This is a genomic window from Marichromatium sp. AB31, assembly GCF_003718685.1.
Classification (GTDB): Bacteria; Pseudomonadota; Gammaproteobacteria; order Chromatiales; family Chromatiaceae; genus Marichromatium; species Marichromatium gracile.
Map to the genome: position 1 here is coordinate 1 of NZ_RHFI01000003.1, position 18,967 is coordinate 18,967.

At 68.9% G+C, this 18,967-nt stretch carries 15 protein-coding genes and 1 CRISPR repeat array (1 of these 16 cut by a window edge); of the genes, 7 read left to right on the plus strand and 8 right to left on the minus strand.

Annotated elements, in window-relative coordinates; genetic code table 11:
- Positions 1 to 157: 157 nt before the first annotated feature.
- Together EBL84_RS03805 and EBL84_RS03810 are read left to right on the plus strand one after the other, a co-directional pair.
- Positions 158 to 1,384, plus strand: a complete 1,227-nt coding sequence (locus EBL84_RS03805) for a permease (protein WP_123139605.1) — start codon at positions 158 to 160, stop codon at positions 1,382 to 1,384.
- Between the two features lie 494 nt (positions 1,385 to 1,878).
- Entirely contained in the window at positions 1,879 to 2,151 is a 273-nt protein-coding gene (locus EBL84_RS03810) for an RNA-binding protein (protein ID WP_005224745.1), read from the plus strand.
- Between the two features lie 85 nt (positions 2,152 to 2,236).
- Here EBL84_RS03810 and ubiD read toward each other — a convergent pair whose 3' ends face one another.
- The 8 genes from ubiD to uvrA form a co-directional block, all read right to left on the minus strand.
- Entirely contained in the window at positions 2,237 to 3,715 is a 1,479-nt protein-coding gene (gene ubiD, locus EBL84_RS03815; protein ID WP_123139606.1) for a 4-hydroxy-3-polyprenylbenzoate decarboxylase, read from the minus strand.
- Positions 3,712 to 5,745, minus strand: a complete 2,034-nt coding sequence (prlC, locus tag EBL84_RS03820; protein WP_123139607.1) for an oligopeptidase A — start codon at positions 5,743 to 5,745, stop codon at positions 3,712 to 3,714. The genes ubiD and prlC overlap by 4 nt, the downstream gene beginning before the upstream one ends.
- A 98-nt stretch (positions 5,746 to 5,843) precedes the next feature.
- Complete coding sequence (locus EBL84_RS03825) at positions 5,844 to 6,425, minus strand: CNP1-like family protein (protein ID WP_223806107.1); 582 nt, start codon at positions 6,423 to 6,425, stop codon at positions 5,844 to 5,846.
- Positions 6,426 to 6,429: 4 nt separating this feature from the next.
- Positions 6,430 to 6,906, minus strand: a complete 477-nt coding sequence (locus tag EBL84_RS03830; RefSeq protein WP_123139608.1) for a CreA family protein — start codon at positions 6,904 to 6,906, stop codon at positions 6,430 to 6,432.
- A 35-nt stretch (positions 6,907 to 6,941) separates the two neighbouring features.
- On the minus strand, positions 6,942 to 8,138 hold the full coding sequence (locus EBL84_RS03835) for an NAD(P)/FAD-dependent oxidoreductase (RefSeq protein WP_123139609.1): 1,197 nt from the start codon (positions 8,136 to 8,138) through the stop codon (positions 6,942 to 6,944).
- 7 nt (positions 8,139 to 8,145) lie between these two features.
- Entirely contained in the window at positions 8,146 to 8,694 is a 549-nt protein-coding gene (locus EBL84_RS03840; protein ID WP_123139610.1) for a hypothetical protein, read from the minus strand.
- 50 nt (positions 8,695 to 8,744) lie between these two features.
- Complete coding sequence (locus tag EBL84_RS03845; protein ID WP_123139611.1) at positions 8,745 to 9,317, minus strand: DUF3365 domain-containing protein; 573 nt, start codon at positions 9,315 to 9,317, stop codon at positions 8,745 to 8,747.
- Between the two features lie 127 nt (positions 9,318 to 9,444).
- Complete coding sequence (gene uvrA, locus EBL84_RS03850; protein WP_123139612.1) at positions 9,445 to 14,952, minus strand: excinuclease ABC subunit UvrA; 5,508 nt, start codon at positions 14,950 to 14,952, stop codon at positions 9,445 to 9,447.
- A gap of 203 nt (positions 14,953 to 15,155) precedes the next feature.
- Here uvrA and EBL84_RS03855 point away from each other — a divergent pair, with 203 nt between their 5' ends.
- The 5 genes from EBL84_RS03855 to cas4 all read left to right on the plus strand — a co-directional run bounded on the left by EBL84_RS03855 (position 15,156) and on the right by cas4 (position 18,429).
- Positions 15,156 to 15,788: a hypothetical protein gene (locus EBL84_RS03855; RefSeq protein WP_132228854.1), complete on the plus strand. Its 633-nt coding sequence runs from the start codon at positions 15,156 to 15,158 to the stop codon at positions 15,786 to 15,788.
- Positions 15,776 to 16,462 (plus strand): CRISPR-associated endonuclease Cas6, encoded by a 687-nt coding sequence (locus tag EBL84_RS03860; protein ID WP_123139614.1) that lies wholly within the window; start codon positions 15,776 to 15,778, stop codon positions 16,460 to 16,462. Before EBL84_RS03855 ends, EBL84_RS03860 begins: the two co-directional genes overlap by 13 nt.
- 80 nt (positions 16,463 to 16,542) lie before the next feature.
- Positions 16,543 to 17,532 (plus strand): CRISPR-associated endonuclease Cas1, encoded by a 990-nt coding sequence (gene cas1, locus EBL84_RS03865; protein ID WP_123139615.1) that lies wholly within the window; start codon positions 16,543 to 16,545, stop codon positions 17,530 to 17,532.
- Entirely contained in the window at positions 17,519 to 17,824 is a 306-nt protein-coding gene (cas2, locus tag EBL84_RS03870; protein WP_123139616.1) for a CRISPR-associated endonuclease Cas2, read from the plus strand. The genes cas1 and cas2 overlap by 14 nt, the downstream gene beginning before the upstream one ends.
- Positions 17,821 to 18,429, plus strand: coding sequence for a CRISPR-associated protein Cas4 (gene cas4, locus EBL84_RS03875; protein WP_223806952.1), 609 nt, complete (start codon positions 17,821 to 17,823; stop codon positions 18,427 to 18,429). The genes cas2 and cas4 overlap by 4 nt, the downstream gene beginning before the upstream one ends.
- A 172-nt stretch (positions 18,430 to 18,601) precedes the next feature.
- A CRISPR array of direct repeats spans positions 18,602 to 18,967; the repeat unit is 37 nt; unit sequence GCCGCAATGCTCAATCCACTACAACAAGGATTGAAAC (it continues 2,075 nt past the right edge of the window).

Sequence of the window (18,967 nt, forward strand, 5' to 3'; positions counted from 1 at the left end):
CGGCGCCGGTGCGTTGATCGGCGCCGGCGTCGGCGCGCTCGGCGGTCGCCTCGTCGACGAGCACGCCAAGGGCCACTTCGACTGAGTCGTCATCGATCGATCCACCTCGCCCCGTCGGTCGTGATGGCCGGCGGGGTCCACCCTGGAGTCCCGCCGTATGATCGCGCAGTTCCTCGCCGCCTTCTGGCAGGTGATGGTCGAACTCTCCCCCTCGTTGTTGCTCGGCCTGCTGATCGCCGGGCTGATGCACGTCTATCTGCCGCGTGGCTTCATCCATCGCGGGCTCAACCGCCCCGACATGGCGAGCGTGACCCGCGCCACCCTGGTCGGGGTACCGCTGCCGCTGTGCTCCTGCGGGGTGATCCCGACGGCGTTGGGGCTACGTAACGAAGGCGCTTCCAAGGGCGCCACCACCGCCTTCATGATCAGTACCCCGCAGACCGGGGTCGACTCGATCCTGGTGAGCGCGGCCTTCCTCGGCTGGCCCTTCGCGCTGTTCAAGCTGGTCGCGGCCTTCGTCACCGGGCTGGTCGGCGGCGGGCTGGTCAACCGCTTCACCCGTCCCGATCCGGCACCCGCGCAACAGACGGCGACGGATGATGACGGGGCGCGGCCGCGCGGCTGGCGCCCGGTGCTGCGCTATGCGGTGTTCGATCTGCTCGGGGCGATCGATCTGTGGGTGCTCGCCGGCGTGGCGCTGGCGGCGCTGCTCACCGTCGTGCTGCCCGCCGACTACTTCGCCTCGCAGTCCTGGGCCCAGGGGCTGCTCGGCATGCTGGTGGTGTTGGCGATCTCGCTACCGCTCTATGTCTGTACCACCGGATCGGTGCCGATCGCCGCCTCGCTGATCGCCTCGGGGCTGCCGGCGGGCTCGGCGCTGGTGTTCCTGATGGCCGGTCCGGCGACCAATATCGCCACCTTCGGGGCCGTCTATCGCACCCTCGGCGGCCGCATCCTGGCGATCTATCTCGCCGTGGTGGTGGTGATGAGCATGGCCTTCGGACTGTTGTTCGACGCCCTGCTGCAGAGTCCGGCGGAACATGCCGGGCATCTCCACGGCGCCGAGGGCGACTGGCTGGGGGTGAGCGCGGCGCTGCTGCTCACCGCGCTGCTGCTGTTGCTCGCCGTGCGGCGCCTGCGTGCCCGCTTCGCGCCGGCGCCCGCCGTGGCCGCGGATCTGACCCTGCCGGTCTCGGGGATGAGCTGCAATCATTGTGTCGCCAGCGTTCGTCAGGCGCTCGAGCGCATCGACGCGGTCGAGGCCGCCGAACCCGATCTCGGCGCCGGGCTGGTGCGGGTGCGCGGCGCGCACCTCGACGTCAGCGAGCTGGTCGCGGCGATCCGCCAGGCCGGTTTCGACAGCGATCCCGGGCAGTCGCGCTAGCTGTGCACCCTGCCACCGTGGCCGTCCCGAACGGCTGCGGTGGCCTCGAATCGACTTATCCTTGACCAGATAATTTCTATGGTCTCTCGGTTGACGCCCCGTTCCCGATCCACTAGCTTTCCACCAGAGTCAATCGCGGCGCCTGCCAGGATCTCGAACTACCCCAAGCGAGCATTCAAGTGTTAAAGACACGTCGGAGTGTCTACGGGTTTTTCCTTTGGGATCCGAACTCTCCTGATCGCTTAGCCTGACCGTCTCCAGCTCGGTCGGTGTCGAGCGCCGGATGCGCTCCCATCCTTATCCCCGCATCGCTCCCTCTCTCCCGAACGCGCGTCTTTTCACTTTTAGTGTACGCATTGGCCGGTCGTGATCCCCGAGGAAGCGCCTTCCTCGCCGGGCCGCGGGCTTGGACATCGTCCACTGTCGGGATGGCTTGTGTGTTGGCCGACCGGCAGTTTTCGTTCGATCAACACACACGAGCCCGAGAGATAGCGATGAGGATCTACGTAGGAAATCTCCCCTATAGCGTGACCGATGACGAGCTGAGGGACATCTTCAGCGGATTCGGTGAACTGGCCAGCGCCGAGGTGATCAAGGACAAGTTCTCCGGTCAGTCGAAGGGCTTCGGCTTCGTCGACATGCCCAACAACTCGGAGGCTGACACCGCGATCAAGGCCCTCAACGAGAGCGACATGAAGGGTCGCAAGCTCACCGTCAACGAGGCCAGGCCGCGGGCGGAGCGCCCGCGTGGAGGGGGGCGCTACTGATCCCGCCGCAACCATGCCCACGCCCACCGGCCAGCCGGTCGGTGGACGTCGGGGAGGGCGCTCAGGACGAGCGCCATCCTGCCGTTCACGCCTCGGGCAGCTCGATGCCCAGCCGATCCCACATGCGGTCGACCCGCTCGCGCACCGCCTCGTCCATGCGGATCGGCTCGCCCCACTCGCGGTCGGTCTCGCCCTGCCACTTGTTGGTCGCGTCGAAGCCGATCTTCGAACCCAGTCCGGAGACCGGCGAGGCGAAGTCGAGATAGTCGATCGGGGTGTTCTCGATCGTCACCGTGTCGCGCGCCGGGTCCATCCGGGTGGTCATCGCCCAGATCACGTCCTTCCAGTCGCGGGTGCAGACGTCCTCGTCGACGACGATGACGAACTTGGTGTACATGAACTGGCGCAGGAAGGACCACACCCCCATCATCACCCGCTTGGCGTGTCCCGGGTACTGCTTGCGGATGCTCACCACCGCGAGGCGGTAGGAGCAACCCTCGGGCGGCAGGTAGAAGTCGACGATCTCCGGGAACTGCTTCTGCAGGATGGGCACGAAGACCTCGTTGAGCGCCACCCCGAGGATCGCCGGCTCGTCGGGCGGCCGGCCGGTATAGGTGCTGTGATAGATCGGGCGCTCGCGATGGGTGATGCGCTCGATGGTGAACACCGGGAAGCGGTCGACCTCGTTGTAGTAGCCGGTGTGGTCGCCGAAGGGGCCCTCCGGGGCCATGTCGTCGGGATGGATATGGCCTTCGAGCACGAACTCGGCGCTCGCCGGGACCTGCAGGTCGGAATCCTGACAGCGTGCCAGCTCGGTGCGGCTGCCGCGCAACAGCCCGGCGAAGGCGTACTCCGAGAGGGTGTCGGGCACCGGGGTGACGGCGCCGAGGATGGTCGCCGGATCGGCGCCGAGCGCGACGGCCACCGGGAAGGGCTTGCCGGGGTGGGCACGCTGCCAGTCGCGATAGTCGAGCGCGCCGCCGCGGTGCGCCAGCCAGCGCATGATCACCCGGTTGCGATCGAGCACCTGCATGCGATAGATGCCGAGGTTCTGGCGCGGCTTCTCCGGACCGCGGGTGATCACCAGCCCCCAGGTGATCAGACGACCGACATCGCCCGGCCAGCAGTGCTGGATCGGCAGGCGCCCCAGATCGACCGCCTCACCGCTGAGCTGGTGCGCCTGGCAGGGCGGGTTGCGCCGCACCTTGGGGGCCATGTCGAGCACCTTCTTGAAGATCGGCAGGCTCTCCCAGGCCTGCTTCATCCCCTTCGGCGGGTCCGGCTCCTTGAGAAAGGCGAGCAGCCGACCGACCTCGCGCAGCGCCTCGACCGAGTCCTCGCCCATCCCCAGCGCCACCCGGCGCGGGGTGCCGAAGAGGTTGCCGAGCAGTGGGATCTCCGAGCCTTTGGGGCGCTCGAACAGCAGCGCCGGACCGCCGCCGCGCAGGGTGCGGTCGCAGATCTCGGTCACTTCCAGGTGCGGGTCGACCGGCTCGCGCACCCGCACCAGCTCGCCGCGCTCCTCGAGCTGGGCGATGAAGTCGCGCAGGTCGCGGTACTTCATGCCGCGATCCCGGACTGACGCAGCAGCGCCTCGGTGTCGGGCTCGCGCCCGCGGAAGCGCACGAACAGCGTCATCGCGTCCTCGGCGCCGCCGCGCTCGAGGATGTGCTCGCGGAAGGCGCGCCCGGTGGCGGGGTCGAACACCCCGCGCTCCTCGAACAGCGAGAAGGCGTCGGCCGAGAGCACCTCGGCCCACTTGTAGCTGTAGTAACCGGCGGCATAGCCCCCGGCGAAGATGTGCGAGAAGCCGTGGGCGAAGCGGTGGAAGGCCGGCGGGTGGATCACCGCGACCTGCTCACGCACCGACTGCAGGATCTCCTGGATGCGCCCGCCGCGTGCCGGGTCGTATTCGAGATGGATGCGGAAGTCGAACAGCGCGAACTCGAGCTGACGCACCATCTGCATCGCCGACTGGAAGTGCTTGGCCGCGCGCATGCGCTGGTAGAGGGTCTCGGGCAGCGGCTCGTCGGTCTCCCAGTGGCGCGCGAACAGGTCCAGCGACTCGCGCTCCCAGCACCAGTTCTCGAGGAACTGACTGGGCAGCTCGACGGCGTCCCAGGGCACCCCGTTGATCCCGGCCACCGCCGGATAGTCGACCTTGGTCAGCAGGTGGTGCAGACCGTGGCCGAACTCGTGGAACAGGGTCTCGACCTCGTCGTGGGTGAGCAGCGCCGGGCGCGCGCCGACCGGCGGGGCGAAGTTGCACACCAGATAGGCCACCGGGATCTGGTCGCGGGTGGCGCTGTGCATGCGATCGCTGCAGGTGTCCATCCAGGCCCCGCCGCGCTTGTGCGCCCGGGCGAAGGGGTCGAGATAGAACTGACCGCGCAGCGCGCCGTGCTCGGCGTCGCGAATCTCGAAGAAGCGCACGTCGGGGTGATAGGTGTCGAAGTCCTCGACCTCCTGGAAGCGCACCCCGAAGAGCCGCTCGGCGACGCCGAACAGCCCGTCGAGCACGCGCGAGAGCGGGAAGTAGGGACGCAGCTCCTCGTCGCTGATCTGGTAGCGGTGCTGGCGCAGTTTCTCGGCGTAGTAGCCGACGTCCCAGGGTTCGAGCTGGTCGACACCGTGGTGTTCGCGGGCGAAGGCGGTCAGCTCGTCGAGCTCGCGCTGCGCCTGCGGCAGCGAGCGCTCGGCCAGATCGCCGAGGAAGCCGATCACCTCTTCCGGGGTGCGCGCCATCTTGGTCGCCAGCGAGCGTTCGGCATAGTTGGCGAAGCCGAGCAGCTGGGCCTGTTCGTGACGCAGCGCGAGGATCTGCTCCATGATCTCGCTGTTGTCCCACTCACCGGCGTGCGGGCCCTGGTCCGAGGCGCGGGTGGCGAAGGCGCGATAGCACTCGGCGCGCAGCTCGCGGTCGTCGGCATAGGTCATCACCGGCAGATAGCTCGGCATGTGCAGGGTCAGCAGCCAGCCCGGCAGCTCGCGCTGCTCGGCGTTCTGACGCAGCAGCGCGCGCGCCGACTCGGGCAGCCCGGCGAGGCGCGACTCGTCCTCCAGGTGCAGCTCCCAGGCGTTGGTGGCATCGAGCACGTTCTCGGCGAACTTGCTGGTGAGCGCACTCAGCGACTGGCTGATCTCCTTGTAGCGGGCCTTCTTGTCGGCCGGCAGGTCGACGCCGGAGAGATGGAAGTCGCGCAGCGCGTTGTCGAGCACCCGGCGCTGGTCGGCGTCGAGATGCTCCTGGGTGGCCACCGCGCGATAGGCGCGGAACAGCGCCTCGTTCTGCCCGACCTCGGTGCCATAGTCGCTGAGCTTGGGCAGACAGGCGTTGTAGGCGGTGCGCAGCGCCTCGCTGTTGAGCACGCTGTTGAGATGGCTGACCGGCGACCAGACCCGGCCGAGCCGGTCCTCGCTCTCCTCCAGCGGCTCGATGAAGTTCTCCCAGGTCGGCACCGCGATCTCGCGGGTGAGTCGCTCGATCAGTGCGCGACACTCGGCGAGCTGAGCGTCGAGCGCGGGCTCGACGTGCTCCGGGCCGATCCGGGAGAAGGCCGGCAGGGTCTGGGTTTCAAGCAGGGGGTTCGACATCGGGGGACCTGTGAATCCTGTGCAACATAGGGTCGGATATGGCGACTGCCGCATACCGCTTCCAGCGCGGCGGCGACCGGCGCGCGGTCCGCGCGCCCTCAGTCGGTGAGGAAGCCGCTGTTCTGCAGGGGGGCGATGCGCCCCTGCAGCGAGCGGATCATGTCCTTGCGGGGACGCGGGGCGAAGCCGCGCGGGACGCAGAAGTGATGACGCCACAGCGCCTTGCGGAAGCGTTCGTGGTCGCGCTCGCCGAGCGGCTGCCACTGCGGCTCGTCGAGCAGCACGAAGCGCCCGGCGGCGCCGTAGGCGTAGGTCTTGTAAGTGCCGCGCGGGGTGCAGCGCAGCCCCTCGAAGGAGAGGTTGCGGGCGCCGCTCGGCCCCTGGGCGACCAGGGTGTAGCGCACCACGCCGTCGTCGCCGATCTGCAGGTGACGGCCATCGATGAAATAGCGGAAACCGGCATGCGGTCGATCGAGTTCGAGCTCGATCAGGTCGGACTCCTCGGGCCAGGGCGGCGGCGGGGTGGCGCGTTCCTGCCAGCGCACGCCCTCGCGCACGCTCGAGGGTGTGGGCGCCTCGGGGTCGGTGACGAAGGCGTTGTCGGCGAGCGCGGGAGCCGGGCGCAGCAGCGCCAGCGGCAGCAGCAGCGGGAGCAGACGGTGGGGGCGGCTGATCATCATCGCTTCAGCGCGCCTGGTTCGGCCAGGGTTGGATGGCGACGGCCGAGATGCTGTTCTTCGGCGAACCCTCGATGATCTTGTCGCTGTAGCTCAGATAGACCAGGGCGTGACGCGGCGCGTCGTAGAAGCGTACCACCTGCAGGCTCTTGAACAGCAGCGAGGTGCGCTTCTTGAACACCTCCTCGCCGTCCTGCTTGCCGTCGCGCACCGCGTCGGGCAGCGTGATCGGGCCGACCTGGGTGCACTCGATCGAGGCGTCCGAGGTGTCCTCGGCGACCCCGACCGCGCCGGAGACCCCGCCGGTCTTGGCGCGGCTGATATAGCAGACGACACCGGGAATGTCCTCGTCCTCGAAGGCCTCGACGACGATCTTGTCGTTGGGGCCGAGGATCTTGAACTTGGTCGAGACGCTGCCGATGACCTCGGCCGCGAGCGGGGCGCTCAGGGCGAGTAGGGCGATGGCGGTCAGCAGCTTGCGCATGCGGGCGGCTCCTTGTGCGAACGGGTGGTTGGTCATCAGGCCCCGAACAGGCGGTCGTGTTCGCTGCGGCTGCGGGTGAGCGCATCCTCGATCGAGACGCCGAGGAACCAGTTGCCGGTGACTGCCAGCGGGGTGCCGGCGAGCGCGGCGTCGAGCGCGGCGACCCGTTCGGCGTGACCGGCGCGCAGCGCCGGCAGACGGTTGTGCACCCGCGCCTGGTCGAGCACCTGATCGGGGCGCAGGTCGAGGGTGGCGCAGGCGCGCGCGATCTGGGCCTCGGCGTCGAGTGCGCCGGGACGGAAGTGGAAGGCGAAGCCGCGCAGCTCGGGATCGGGGAGGAAGTCGCGCGAGACCGAGGAGTAGAAGGCGTCCTCGATCGCGATCAGCCCGGCCATCGGCTTGATGTCGACCTCGGCGGCGCGGAACACCAGTACCAGGGTCTCGATCTCGGCCATGCCGATGCCGTCGATCGCCGCGCGCGCCTGCTCGAAGCCCTCGGGCATCAGCGCGGCGGCCACCGGCGGCGGCACCGCCAGGGTGAGCCGGGCGGCGCCGATGCTCTCGCCATCGGCGAGGTGGACCCGGAAGCCCGCGTCGGTACGCGCGATGCGCTCGACCTCCTGGCCGGTGCGCACCTCGATCCCCGGCTGATCGGCGATCGCCTGGGGGATGGTCGAGAGCCCGCTCGGGAAGGTGAAGGCCTTGATCACCTCCTTGCGCCGCGGCTTGCGGCGGAACAGCGCCTCGGCCGGGTAGTCGTCGGCGGGCTGGCAGATCACCGCCTGGAAGGCGTGACGCAACAGGTCGTCGTAGTTGCGCCGGCCGAGGATGGCGCTGTAGTAGTCGGCGACGCTGCGTCCGGCCTTGGGCTCGCGGAACATCCGCGGCAGCGAGCGGATCGCCTCGCCGAGGTGCAGCGCCGAACGGATCGGGCGACGCTTGCCGTCCTGCCACAGCGCATAGCCGACCTTGAGCTTGGGCTGGACCAGCGCGGTCAGCCCCAGATCGTCGAGGATGGTGAGCAGGTTGCCGTAGCTGTTGAAGCAGGTATGTCCGCCCGACTCGACCCAGAAACCGTCCTGGTCCTCGAAGGCCTGGCTGTTGATGCAGCCGCCGACGCGATCGCGCGCCTCCAGCACCAGGGTGGAGTGGCCGCGACGTGCGGAGAAGTGCGCGGCGCCGAGTCCGCTGATGCCGGCGCCGATGACGAGATGCTCGAAGTCGATGGTCATGGAGGGGTCAGTCGCTGCGTTCCTGTCGTTGTTCTTCGGGCTCGATGTCGACCAGCGAGAGATGATCGATGTCGGGCGTCGGGATCGGCGTCGGCGGCGGCTCGCAATCGGCCAGGGTCCAATCGGCGCCTTGCACCAGGGTCAGGTGGCTGGTGTCGATGGCGGGCATCTTAACCGTGCGCGAGGGTTCGAGGAAGCCGTCCTGTGGGGCCAGTGCCAGCGCCTCGCCATCGATCCGGGCGAGGGTCTCGGGGGAGCCGGCGGGGTCCTCCACCGGGCCGTCGGGCGCCGGGCGCACCGGTTGCGGGGCGGGGGCGGCGCGTTCGCTCGGGGTCACCTCCAGCACCGCGCCGGCCCGGCTGAAGACCTGGCGGTACTGGGCGACGGTGGCGGCGTCGACGCCGCGCTTGACCACCACCCGCTTGCCGCTGAACAGCCGCTCGCAGCCGGGACCGGCGAGCTTGAACACGGCGCAGAGCCGTTCGCGGACCTGGGCGGGGTCGGCGTCGGTGGCGATGGCGCCGGTATAGCAGAGATCGAAGAGTTCGTCGGCCATGGGCTCGCACCTGCGTGCGCCCGGCGCACGGGCGCCGGGCGCGATAGGTATCAGAGTGGCTTGGCCAGGGTGAAGGCACCCCGGATGTCGCCGGCGCGGTAGCCGCGCGCGTTGTCCTCAGGATAACGCTCGTCCAGGGCGGCCGCCACCTCGGGGGTGAGGTGATCGCCGTGACAGGCGAGACAGACCTCGGCGGTGGGGATCGCCTTCATGAAACGGAAGCGGCGGCCGTCCTCATCCTCGACCACCTCGGCGTGGGCGAGACCGGCCACCGGCTCGCCGGCGGCGCGCTGCTCCTCGAACTGGTCGAGGATCTCGCGCTCCCAGGCATCCGGGGTGTTGCGCGCCGCGTTGCGCACCCCGAGGCTGGTGCGCCCGACCGACCAGCCGCTCTGCGCGCTCAGCTCGTCGGCGATCACCGGTGCGCGCTCCTCGCAGACCTCGATCGCGCGCACCGGACCGCCGGCCTCGAGCGCTTCCTTGAGCTCGCCCTGGAGGGTGCCGGCGAACTGCTGGATGAGCGTCTTGGCCTCGGCCACGCGCGGATCGGGCGCGGTCTCGGCGTGTGCGCCGGCGGCGATGAGCAGGGCGGGAGCGAGGGACCACTGGATCAATGTCTTCATCGGGCGATATCTCCTTGATGTCTTGGCAGCTGCGGGCTGGGCAGTGTGCCAGCTTTGCGTCGCGCAGGGTTTGACGGATCGCAGTCGGGGAGTTCCCGCGCACACTCAATGTGATTGACGGCGCGGCTCAGTCCAGGTGTGCCCGCAGCGCCGCCCCGGTCGGCAGCTCGGGGTGCGCGGCGATGGTCTCCGGCGTCCCGGTCGCGACCAGCCGTCCGCCGTCCGCGCCGCCCTCGGGGCCGAGGTCGAGCACCCAGTCGGCGGCGGCGATCAGGTCGAGGTTGTGCTCGATCACCACCACGCTGTGCCCGGCGTCGACCAGCCGTTGCAGTACCCCGAGCAGACGTTCGACATCGGCCATGTGCAGCCCCACCGTCGGCTCGTCGAGCAGATAGAGGGTGGGGCGGTCGGTCAGCCCATCGGCGCCGGGACGCGCGCGCGCCAGCTCGGTGACCAGCTTGAGCCGCTGCGCCTCGCCGCCGGAGAGGGTCGGACTCGGCTGGCCGAGGGTGAGATAGCCGAGCCCGACGTCCTGCAGCAGGGTCAGCGGGTGATGGATCGCCGGGTGGGCGGCGAAGTGCTCGACCGCTTCGTCGACGCTCAGCGCCAGGGTCTGGCCGATGTCGAGCCCGAGATAACGCACCGCGCGCGTCTCGCGGTCGAAGCGGGAGCCGTCGCACTGCTCGCAGGGGATGCGCACGTCGGGCAGGAAGCTCATCTCGATGCGCTGCACCCCCTGGCCGTCGCAGGCGCCGCAGCGCCCGCCGGCGGTGTTGAAGGAGAAGCGCGCCGCGCTCCAGCCGCGGATGCGCGCTTCCTGGGTGGCGGCGAACAGCCGCCGCACCCGGTCCCAGATGCCGACATAGGTCGCCGGACAGGAGCGCGGGGTGCGCCCGATCGGGGTCTGATCAACCTCCAGCACCCGGGTGAGCGCCTGCCAGCCGTGGATCGCGCGACAGCCGATCAGGTCGCGTTTGCGCGCGCGCGTCGGCCGATCGGCGCCGAGCAGGTTGCCGAGGGTGGCGCCGAGCACCTCGCGCACCAGGGTCGACTTGCCCGAGCCCGAGACCCCGGTGACCGCCACCAGCCGTCCCAGCGGCAGCTCGACGTCGAGGTCGCGGAGATTGTTGCGGTGCGCGCCCTCGACGCGCAGCCGCTGGCGCTCGGCGGGGGCGGGGCGCGGCGGGCGGTCGCGACCGTGGGTGCGGGCGAGGTAGCGCCCGGTGAGCGAGTCGGGGTTGGCGATCAGTGCCGCGGCGTCGCCCTCGGCGATCACCTGGCCGCCGCGCACCCCGGCGCCGGGGCCGAGGTCGATGACATGACCGGCGCGACGGATGGTCTCCTCGTCGTGCTCGACCACCACGATGGTGTTGCCCTTGGCCTCCAGCCGTTCGAGGCTGGCGAGCAGCAGGGCGTTGTCGCGCGGGTGCAGACCGATGGTCGGCTCGTCGAGCACGTAGCACACCCCCTGCAGGTTGGAGCCGAGCTGCGCGGCCAGACGGATGCGCTGGGCCTCGCCGCCGGAGAGGCTGGGCGCGGCGCGGTCGAGTCCGAGATAGCCGAGCCCGACCTCGGCGAGGAAGGCGAGCCGGTCGCGCACCTCATGGATGAGATCGCCGGCGATCGCCTGCTCACGGGCATCGAGCACCAGCGCATCGAGCCAGGCCGCCGCCCGCTCGACGCTCAGCGCCGAGAGCCCGTCGATCGACTGGTCGTGGAAGCGCACCGCGCGCGCCACCGGGTTGAGCCGCGCGCCGTCACAGGCCGGACAGACCGCGGCCGCGCCGATCTCGCCCTCCTGCCACTGCGCCTCCTCGCCGCTGTGGCTGTCGTCGAGCCCGGCGATCAGCCGACCGCTGCCGAGACAGCTCGGGCACCAGCCGTGACGCGAGTTGTAGCTGAACAGCCGGGGGTCGGGCTCGGCGAAGGCACGTCCGCAGTCGGGACAGGCCCGTGCGGTGGAGTGGACCTGCTCGGCGCCCCAGTCGCCGGCGGCGTCGAGCCGCGCCACCCGCACCACGCCCTTGCCGAGCTCGAGCGCCTGATCGAGCGCGGCGCGCAGCTCGGCCTCGTGCGCCGGATCGACCCGCAGCGCGCCGAGCGGCAGCTCGATGTCGTGCTCGCGGAAGCGATCGAGCACCGGCCAGGGGGCGGTCGGCAGCGCCGTGCCGTCGACCCGCAGCCGTTGCCAGCCCTTGCCCGCGGCCCAGGCCGCCAGCTCCTTGTAGATGCCCTTGCGTGCGCTCACCAACGGGGCCAGCAACTCCACCCGCTCACCACGGTGCTCGCGGAGGATGCGGGCGAGGATCGCCGCCGCCGACATCGGCTCGATCGCCACCCCGCAGTCGGGGCAGTGCTGCACCCCGAGACGGACATAGAGCAGGCGCAGATAGTGATGGATCTCGGTGAGGGTGCCGACGGTGCTCTTCGCCCCGCCGCGACTGGTGCGCTGCTCGATCGCCACGGTCGGCGGGATGCCGTGGATGGCATCGACCTCGGCGCGCGCGGCCGGTTGCACGAACTGGCGGGCATAGGCGTTGAGCGACTCCAGATAACGCCGCTGGCCCTCGGCGAAGAGGATGTCGAAGGCCAGGGTGCTCTTGCCGCTGCCCGAGACCCCGGTGATGACCGTGAGCCGGTCGCGCGGGATCGACAGGGTGAGATCCTTGAGGTTGTGCTCGCGGGCGTGACGGATCTCGATCGCCGCGGGCGCGGTCACGGCCTGATCGTCGACGCCGCTCTCGGCGATCATCTGGGGCGCGGCCCAGCTCTCGCGCAGCGCCTGTCCGGTGTGGCTCCCGGGGTGTTCGGCGACCTGCCGGGGCGTGCCGCAGCAGACCAGTTCACCGCCGTCCTCGCCGCCCTCGGGACCGAGATCGATCAGCCAGTCGGCGGCGCCGATCACATCGAGGTTGTGCTCGATCACCAGCAGCGAGTGGCCCTGCTCGATCAGCCGCTCGAAGGCCTCGAGCAGCACCGCGATGTCGGCGAAGTGCAGCCCGGTGGTCGGCTCGTCGAGCAGGAACAGCAGCCCCGGCGCGTCCTTGCGCCGGCGCGCGCGCTTACCCAGATGGGCGGCGAGCTTGAGCCGCTGCGCCTCGCCGCCGGAGAGCGTCGGCACCGGCTGGCCGAGTCGCAGATAGCCCAGCCCGACGGCCTGCAGCGGGGCCAGGGCGCGGGCGATCTCGGCATCGCCGGCGAAGAAGGCGAGCGCCTCGGTGGCGGTCATCTCCAGCACCTCGGCGATCGAGCGCGGGCGCGCCTCGGGATCGGCGCCGGGCAGGCGGACCTCCAGCACCTCGTCGCGATAACGACGCCCGTCGCAGTCCGGGCAGCGCAGATAGACGTCGGCGAGAAACTGCATCTCGACGTGCTCGAAGCCGGTGCCGCCGCAGCCCGGGCAGCGCCCGTTGCCGCTGTTGAAGCTGAAGGTGCCGGCGGTGTAGCCGCGCGCGGCGGCCAGCGGGGCGCGGGCGAAGCGCTTGCGCAACACGTCGAAGGCGCCGACATAGCTCGCCGGGTTGGAGCGCGAGCTGCGCCCGATGCTCGACTGATCGAGCAGGCTGACGTCGCCGATCGCGTCATCGCCCGCGAGGCTCTCGAACGCCCCCGGTGTGCCGTCGGGGTGGCCCTTGCGCTGGCACAGCGCGCGATAGAGCACCTCGTGGAGCAGTGTCGACTTGCCCGAGCCCGAGACCCCGGTGAGCACCACCAGCCGGTCGAGCGGGATGCCGACATCGACCCCCTTGAGGTTGTGCGCGCGCGCCCCGCGCAGGCGCAGCCAGCGGGTGGCCTCGTCGATCGGGCGCGCCGCGCGCTCCGGGGCGACGCGGCGGCGCCCGGCGAGATAGTCGCCGGTGAGCGAGTCGGGGGCCGCGAGCAGTGCCTGGGGGCTGCCCGAGAACACCACCTCGCCGCCGTGCTCGCCGGGCCCCGGGCCGATGTCGACGATACGGTCGGCGGCGAGCATCACCTGCGGGTCGTGCTCGACCACCAGCAGCGAGTTGCCGCCCGCGCGCAGCCGCTGCAGCACCGCGACCAGTCGTGCCATGTCGCGCGGGTGCAGCCCGATGCTCGGCTCGTCGAGCACGAACAGGGTGTTGACCAGCGAGGTGCCGAGCGCGGTGGTGAGGTTGATGCGCTGCACCTCGCCGCCGGAGAGGGTGCGCGATTGCCGATCGAGGGTGAGATAGCCGAGCCCGACCGCGCACAGATAGCGCAGCCGCGCGCGGATCTCGCCGAGCAGTTGGTCGAGCGCCTGATCGAGCCCGGCGTCGAGGGTGAGCGCATCGCAGAAGTCGCGCAGCCGCGCCAGCGGCAGACACATCAGGTCGTGCAGCGCGAGCCCCGGCAGCGCCGCCCAGCGTTGCACCTCCATGCTGACGCGGTCGTGACGGAAGCGCGCCGCCACGGGCAGGGTGCGCGCGGCGAGTGCGGCGTCGCCGAGTCGCCAGTCGAGCGCCTCGTCTTCGAGCCTGGCCCCGTTGCACTGGCTGCAGGGCGCGTAGGCGCGATAGCGCGAGAGCAGCACCCGTACGTGCATCTTGTAACTGCGTCCCTCCAGCCAGGCGAAGAAGCGGCGCAGCCCGTACCACACGCCGTCCTCCCACTCGCCCTCGCCGTCGATCACCCAGTCGCGGTCGGCTGCGGTGAGCGCCGACCAGGGGATGTCGGTGGGGAGGCCGCGGGCATGGGCGAAGCGCAGCAGATCGTCCTGGACCTCGGCATAGCTGTCGCTCTGGATCGGCTTGATCGCGCCGCCGAGCAGGGTCTTGGCGGGATCGGGGACGACCTGGTCCCAGTCGATGCCGATGGTGCGCCCGAAGCCCCGACAGCTCGGGCAGGCCCCCACCGGCGAGTTGAAGGAGAACAGCCCCGGGCTCGGCTCGCGATAGCGGATGTCGCAGTCGGGGCAGTGCAGCTCGGCGGAGAAGCGCAGAGCCGGGCCGGGGGCGCGCGCGTCATCGAGCGGGTGGACCCGCACCCGGCCGTGGCCCTTCTCCAGCGCCGTCTCCAGCGCCTCCAGCGCGCGCGCGCGCTGCTCGGGGTCGATCCGCAGCCGATCCTGGATCACGGTGATGCGGGTATCGGTCTCCTCCAGCAGCCGTACATAACCCTGCTGGGCGAGCATCGCCCGCACCTGCTCCAACCCCAGCGATTCGGGCACCTCGACCTCGAAGCAGATCAGCGCGCGCGCGTCGCGATGGCTCGCGAGCAGGGCCTTCCAGATGTCCTCGGGGCGATCGCGCCGCACCGCCCGACCGCAGCCGTGACAGAACAGCCGCGCGGCGCGCGCGAACAGCAGCTTCAAGTGGTCGTTGAGCTCGGTCATGGTGCCGACGGTCGAGCGCGAGGTGCGCACCGGGTTGGTCTGATCGATGGCGATCGCCGGCGGGATGCCCTCGATGCGCTCGGCGGCGGGGCGGTCCATGCGGTCGAGGAACTGACGCGCATAGGGCGAGAAGGTCTCGACATAGCGGCGCTGACCCTCGGCATAGACGGTGTCGAAGGCCAGCGACGATTTGCCCGAGCCCGAGACCCCGGTCACCACCGTCAGTTCGCCGAGCGGCAGGTCGAGGTCGAGATCCTTGAGATTGTTCTGGCGCACGCCGCGCAGGCGGATGGTGTCGTTCACGGGGTTGCGGTGTCCTGAATCGGCGACGCCCCGGGTGTTTGCCGGGGCGTCGGGGTCGGGGTGTGGTGCGATCGGCACGGAGCGATGCCTTGCCGGGATTGACCGGGGCCAATCGATGGTGTCACGCGATGGTATAGCATGGGGATGTGTACGGTCTTTCGGCAAGCTTGTGGCGATGGACTCGACGAGGTCGCCGTGGTTGGATGATCGTCGCAGAGACCGCGGTGCGGAGACGAGAGGAGCCAAGATGTTTCAACAATTCTACCGCCGATGGCGCCGGCGAGGTGCATCTGTGGCAGCTGTGCGCCACGCGTGCCGATGCCACCCCCGGCGAGCCGTTGTGGCGGCGTGTCTACGACGCGGCGCTGATCGATGTCACCCAGGGCTGTCTGGGCACGCGCGCCTACTGGGACGAGGCCGAGTTCCTCAGCCTCAGCCAGGATTATTTCAGCGGTTGCTGGGCACGCCAGGACCAGACGCGGGTCGACGAGCTGCTCGCGCGCGGTGACCTGCTCGGGGTCGAGCAAGGTTTTCGGCTGATCGAGTCGGCGCCGGCACTGGTGGCGTTGTTCGTGGTGCGTCGCCCCGCCGATGCCCGGCTGTGGGCGCGCTACCGCGCCCTGCGCGACGATCCGACGCTCGGACCGGCCGAGCAGAAACGCGCTTTCCGCGCCTTCAAGCGTGCCTTCCACGAGCGGGTGATCCAGGTCCATGTTCGCGATGGCGAGGGGATCGACCGCGACGAGATCAACCGCATCGAGGCCGGTCCCGCGACCTATGATCGCGCCGCCGGCTTCGTCGCACTACCCATCGAGGAGTCATCATGCATCTTCTAGCCGAGATCCCCCAGGCTCGGATCGGTCTGCGCTGGGATCGCGAACTCAGCGGCGAGGCCGAGCCGCGTATCCGCCAGCTACGCGGTGCGCTGGGTAACGCCTTTCGCGAGGACGCGCTCTTCCACCAGCACGACCCGGCCACCGGTCGGCCGCTCTTTCGCTATCCCCGGGTGCAGTACCGCTGGCACGCGGGGCAGGGGCTGGTGGTGGGTTGGGCCGAAGCGGCGCAACGGCTGCTTGATCTGCCCTGGCTCGATCTGAGGCTGCGCCTCGGCGACGAGCCGGTACAGGTGACCGATGCCACGGTGCGCGCCGGGACCGGGACCTTCGGCGCGGCGACGCGGCTGCTGCGCTATCGGTTCGATACCCCGGTGCTGCTGTTCAACCAGGAGAACTATCGGCGCTACCGCCAGCTCGACGCGCCGGCCCAGCGCCGTGAGTGCGAGCGGTTGCTGACCGCGAGCCTGTTGGTGACGTTGCGCGGTCTGGGGGTCACCTTCCCGGAGCGGCTCTATGTGACCTTCATCGCCCACCGCCGGCGCACCTGTCACTACAAGGGTGAGCGGTTGCTCGGGTTGGTCGGTGAGTTCGCCACCAACGCTGTGCTGCCCGACGGCATGGCCTGTGGGCATGCCGTCAGCCACGGCTATGGCTGTCTCGTCGCCAGCGAGTGACGTCTTGGGGCGGAACATGCAGGGGTGACCCGCCGCTGCTTGGCTGAGCGTTGTTCGGGCCTGTGTCCGGGAGTCGATCGATGGAGTTGATCCTCACCACCTTCGGGACCTATCTGCACCGCCGGGGCGAGCTGTTCGTGGTGCGCATCAAGGAACAGCAGCAGGAGGTCGCCGCACGCAAGGTACGCTCGATCCTCATCACCACCGGGGCGAGCCTGTCGACCGATGCCATTCAGCTGGCAATCGAGAAGAACATCGATATCGTCTTCCTCGACCGCGTCGGTGATCCCTACGCGCGGGTCTGGCATGGGCGTCCCGGCTCGACCACCGCGATCCGCCGTGCCCAGCTACGGCTGGCCGATACCGAGGCGGGCCTGCGCCTGGCGCTCGGCTGGGTCGTGCGCAAGCTCGACAACCAGATCCGCTTTCTCGGCGAGGCGCGCTCGCGGCGCAGCCGGTTGAGCGCCGAGCTGACCCGGCGCATCGAGGCGCTGCGCGTTCATCGCGACGCGCTCGATGCGCTCGACGGGCTGCTCGATGCGCAGCGCGAGACCATCATGGGGATCGAGGGACGGGCGGGGCGGACCTACTGGGAGGCGGTGAATCTGCTGCTGCCCGAGTCGCAGCGCTTTGACGCGCGTTCGCGCAACCCCGCGCGCGATCCCTTCAACTGCCTGCTCAACTACAGCTACGGGGTGCTCTACGGTACCGTCGAGCGTGCCTGCATCCTCGCCGGGCTCGACCCCTACGTCGGCTTCGTTCACACCGACCACTACCGCAAGAAGTCGCTGGTCTTCGACCTGATCGAGTGCTATCGCATCTGGGCCGACGAGACCGTGCTCGGGCTGTTCGCCGCGCGCAAGGTCAAGCCCGAGCTGTTCGACCCGCTGCACAACGGGCTGATCCTCAACAAGCAGGGCAAGGCGGTGCTGATGGAGCGCTTCGGAGCCCATCTCGATGAGCAGATCCGTTATCGCAACCGTCGTATCAAGCGACGCGACAGCGTACAGCTCGACTGCCATCGACTCGCCAACGACTGGATCGGGAGGGGGCCTGATGAAGACGACTGAGACCCTGGTGTGGATCATCTACGACATCGTCGCCGACAAGCCGCGCGGGCGCATCGCCAAGCTGTGCAAGGAGGCTGGTCTCTACCGAGTACAGAAATCGGTGTTCCTCGGCACCATCGAGCGTAACCGGCTCGACGAGCTGCGGCTGCAGGTCGAGGAGCAGATCGATTCCGAGGCGGATTCGGTCTACATCTTCCCGCTGTGCGAGAGCGACTTCAGAAAGGTGGTGGTACTCGGTCAAGCCTTCGACAAGCGCTTGGTGACCGACCAGGTGCGGGCGCTGTTCCTGTGAGCGACTGGTCCGACGACACCGAGACGACGCCGATGGTGACGCCGTCGGAGGTGCTCGAACACGTCTATTGCCCACGCTTCACCTGGTTCATGAACGTGCAGCACATCGCCCAGCACGAAGACCAGCGCTACAAGGTGTTGCGTGGGCGCGAGGTACATCGGCGCCGCTCGGTCGAGAATCGCGATTATCTGCGTCGGCGCATCGGCGCCACCCGACGCGAAACCGAGGTCTATCTGGCATCGCCGAGGTTGCGGCTGCGCGGTATCGTCGACGAGGTGCTGTGGCTTGCCGACGGCACCATGGCGCCACTGGACTACAAATACACCCCGCGCCGCGAGCAGGTGTTCAAGACCCATGAAACACAGATCCTGCTGTATGCGATGCTGATCACCGAGACGTATGGGTTGCCGGTCGAGCGTGGGTTCGTCGCCTATATTCGCGACGGCAGCCATCTGATCGAAGTGCCCGTGAGCACGGTGAGGATCACGCAGACCCGGCATCTGATTGACGAGATCTTTGATATCATCGAGACAGGCAGACTACCGGCGCGCACCCGCTCGCCCCTGCGTTGTGAAGACTGCTGTTACAAAAATATCTGCGCTTGATCGCCCGTGTATTGCAAGTCTTTGAATGTTTTGATTTTTTGTGAGTTTTTTCGATGCGGGGAGCGCTTTTTTCAGGTGTTTTTCAGCCGATTCCCACTCTGAAACGCACTTTTAGAGCACTTGTTTTTCAGGGTTATGTAACTGAATTTTATGATTTTTTAGAGAATTTGCGGCCGCAATGCTCAATCCACTACAACAAGGATTGAAACATGAGTCTGCCGACGGCATCTATCGCCTCGTCGAGCGCCGCAATGCTCAATCCACTACAACAAGGATTGAAACCGAATACACTTACCGGGATCTGTCCGACGCCGACCTGCCGCAATGCTCAATCCACTACAACAAGGATTGAAACCAGGCTGCGAGCGCGGCGCTGGAGCTGGCAAGCCGGGCCGCAATGCTCAATCCACTACAACAAGGATTGAAACCCACGCCGCGGGGGTGGCGAGAGCGGCCATCAGTCGCCGCAATGCTCAATCCACTACAACAAGGATTGAAACCCGATCAATCGCACCTGCTGATATTTTGCTATCGGGCC

Excerpts from the sequence above, each read along its gene's own strand:
- EBL84_RS03805 (WP_123139605.1), top strand. The coding sequence starts at position 158 with ATGATCGCGCAGTTCCTCGCCGCCTTCTGGCAGGTGATGGTCGAACTC.
- EBL84_RS03810 (WP_005224745.1), top strand. The coding sequence starts at position 1,879 with ATGAGGATCTACGTAGGAAATCTCCCCTATAGCGTGACCGATGACGAG.
- ubiD (WP_123139606.1), bottom strand. The coding sequence starts at position 3,715 with ATGAAGTACCGCGACCTGCGCGACTTCATCGCCCAGCTCGAGGAGCGC.
- prlC (WP_123139607.1), bottom strand. The coding sequence starts at position 5,745 with ATGTCGAACCCCCTGCTTGAAACCCAGACCCTGCCGGCCTTCTCCCGG.
- EBL84_RS03825 (WP_223806107.1), bottom strand. The coding sequence starts at position 6,425 with ATGATGATCAGCCGCCCCCACCGTCTGCTCCCGCTGCTGCTGCCGCTG.
- EBL84_RS03830 (WP_123139608.1), bottom strand. The coding sequence starts at position 6,906 with ATGCGCAAGCTGCTGACCGCCATCGCCCTACTCGCCCTGAGCGCCCCG.
- EBL84_RS03835 (WP_123139609.1), bottom strand. The coding sequence starts at position 8,138 with ATGACCATCGACTTCGAGCATCTCGTCATCGGCGCCGGCATCAGCGGA.
- EBL84_RS03840 (WP_123139610.1), bottom strand. The coding sequence starts at position 8,694 with ATGGCCGACGAACTCTTCGATCTCTGCTATACCGGCGCCATCGCCACC.
- EBL84_RS03845 (WP_123139611.1), bottom strand. The coding sequence starts at position 9,317 with ATGAAGACATTGATCCAGTGGTCCCTCGCTCCCGCCCTGCTCATCGCC.
- EBL84_RS03855 (WP_132228854.1), top strand. The coding sequence starts at position 15,156 with ATGATCGTCGCAGAGACCGCGGTGCGGAGACGAGAGGAGCCAAGATGT.
- EBL84_RS03860 (WP_123139614.1), top strand. The coding sequence starts at position 15,776 with ATGCATCTTCTAGCCGAGATCCCCCAGGCTCGGATCGGTCTGCGCTGG.
- cas1 (WP_123139615.1), top strand. The coding sequence starts at position 16,543 with ATGGAGTTGATCCTCACCACCTTCGGGACCTATCTGCACCGCCGGGGC.
- cas2 (WP_123139616.1), top strand. The coding sequence starts at position 17,519 with ATGAAGACGACTGAGACCCTGGTGTGGATCATCTACGACATCGTCGCC.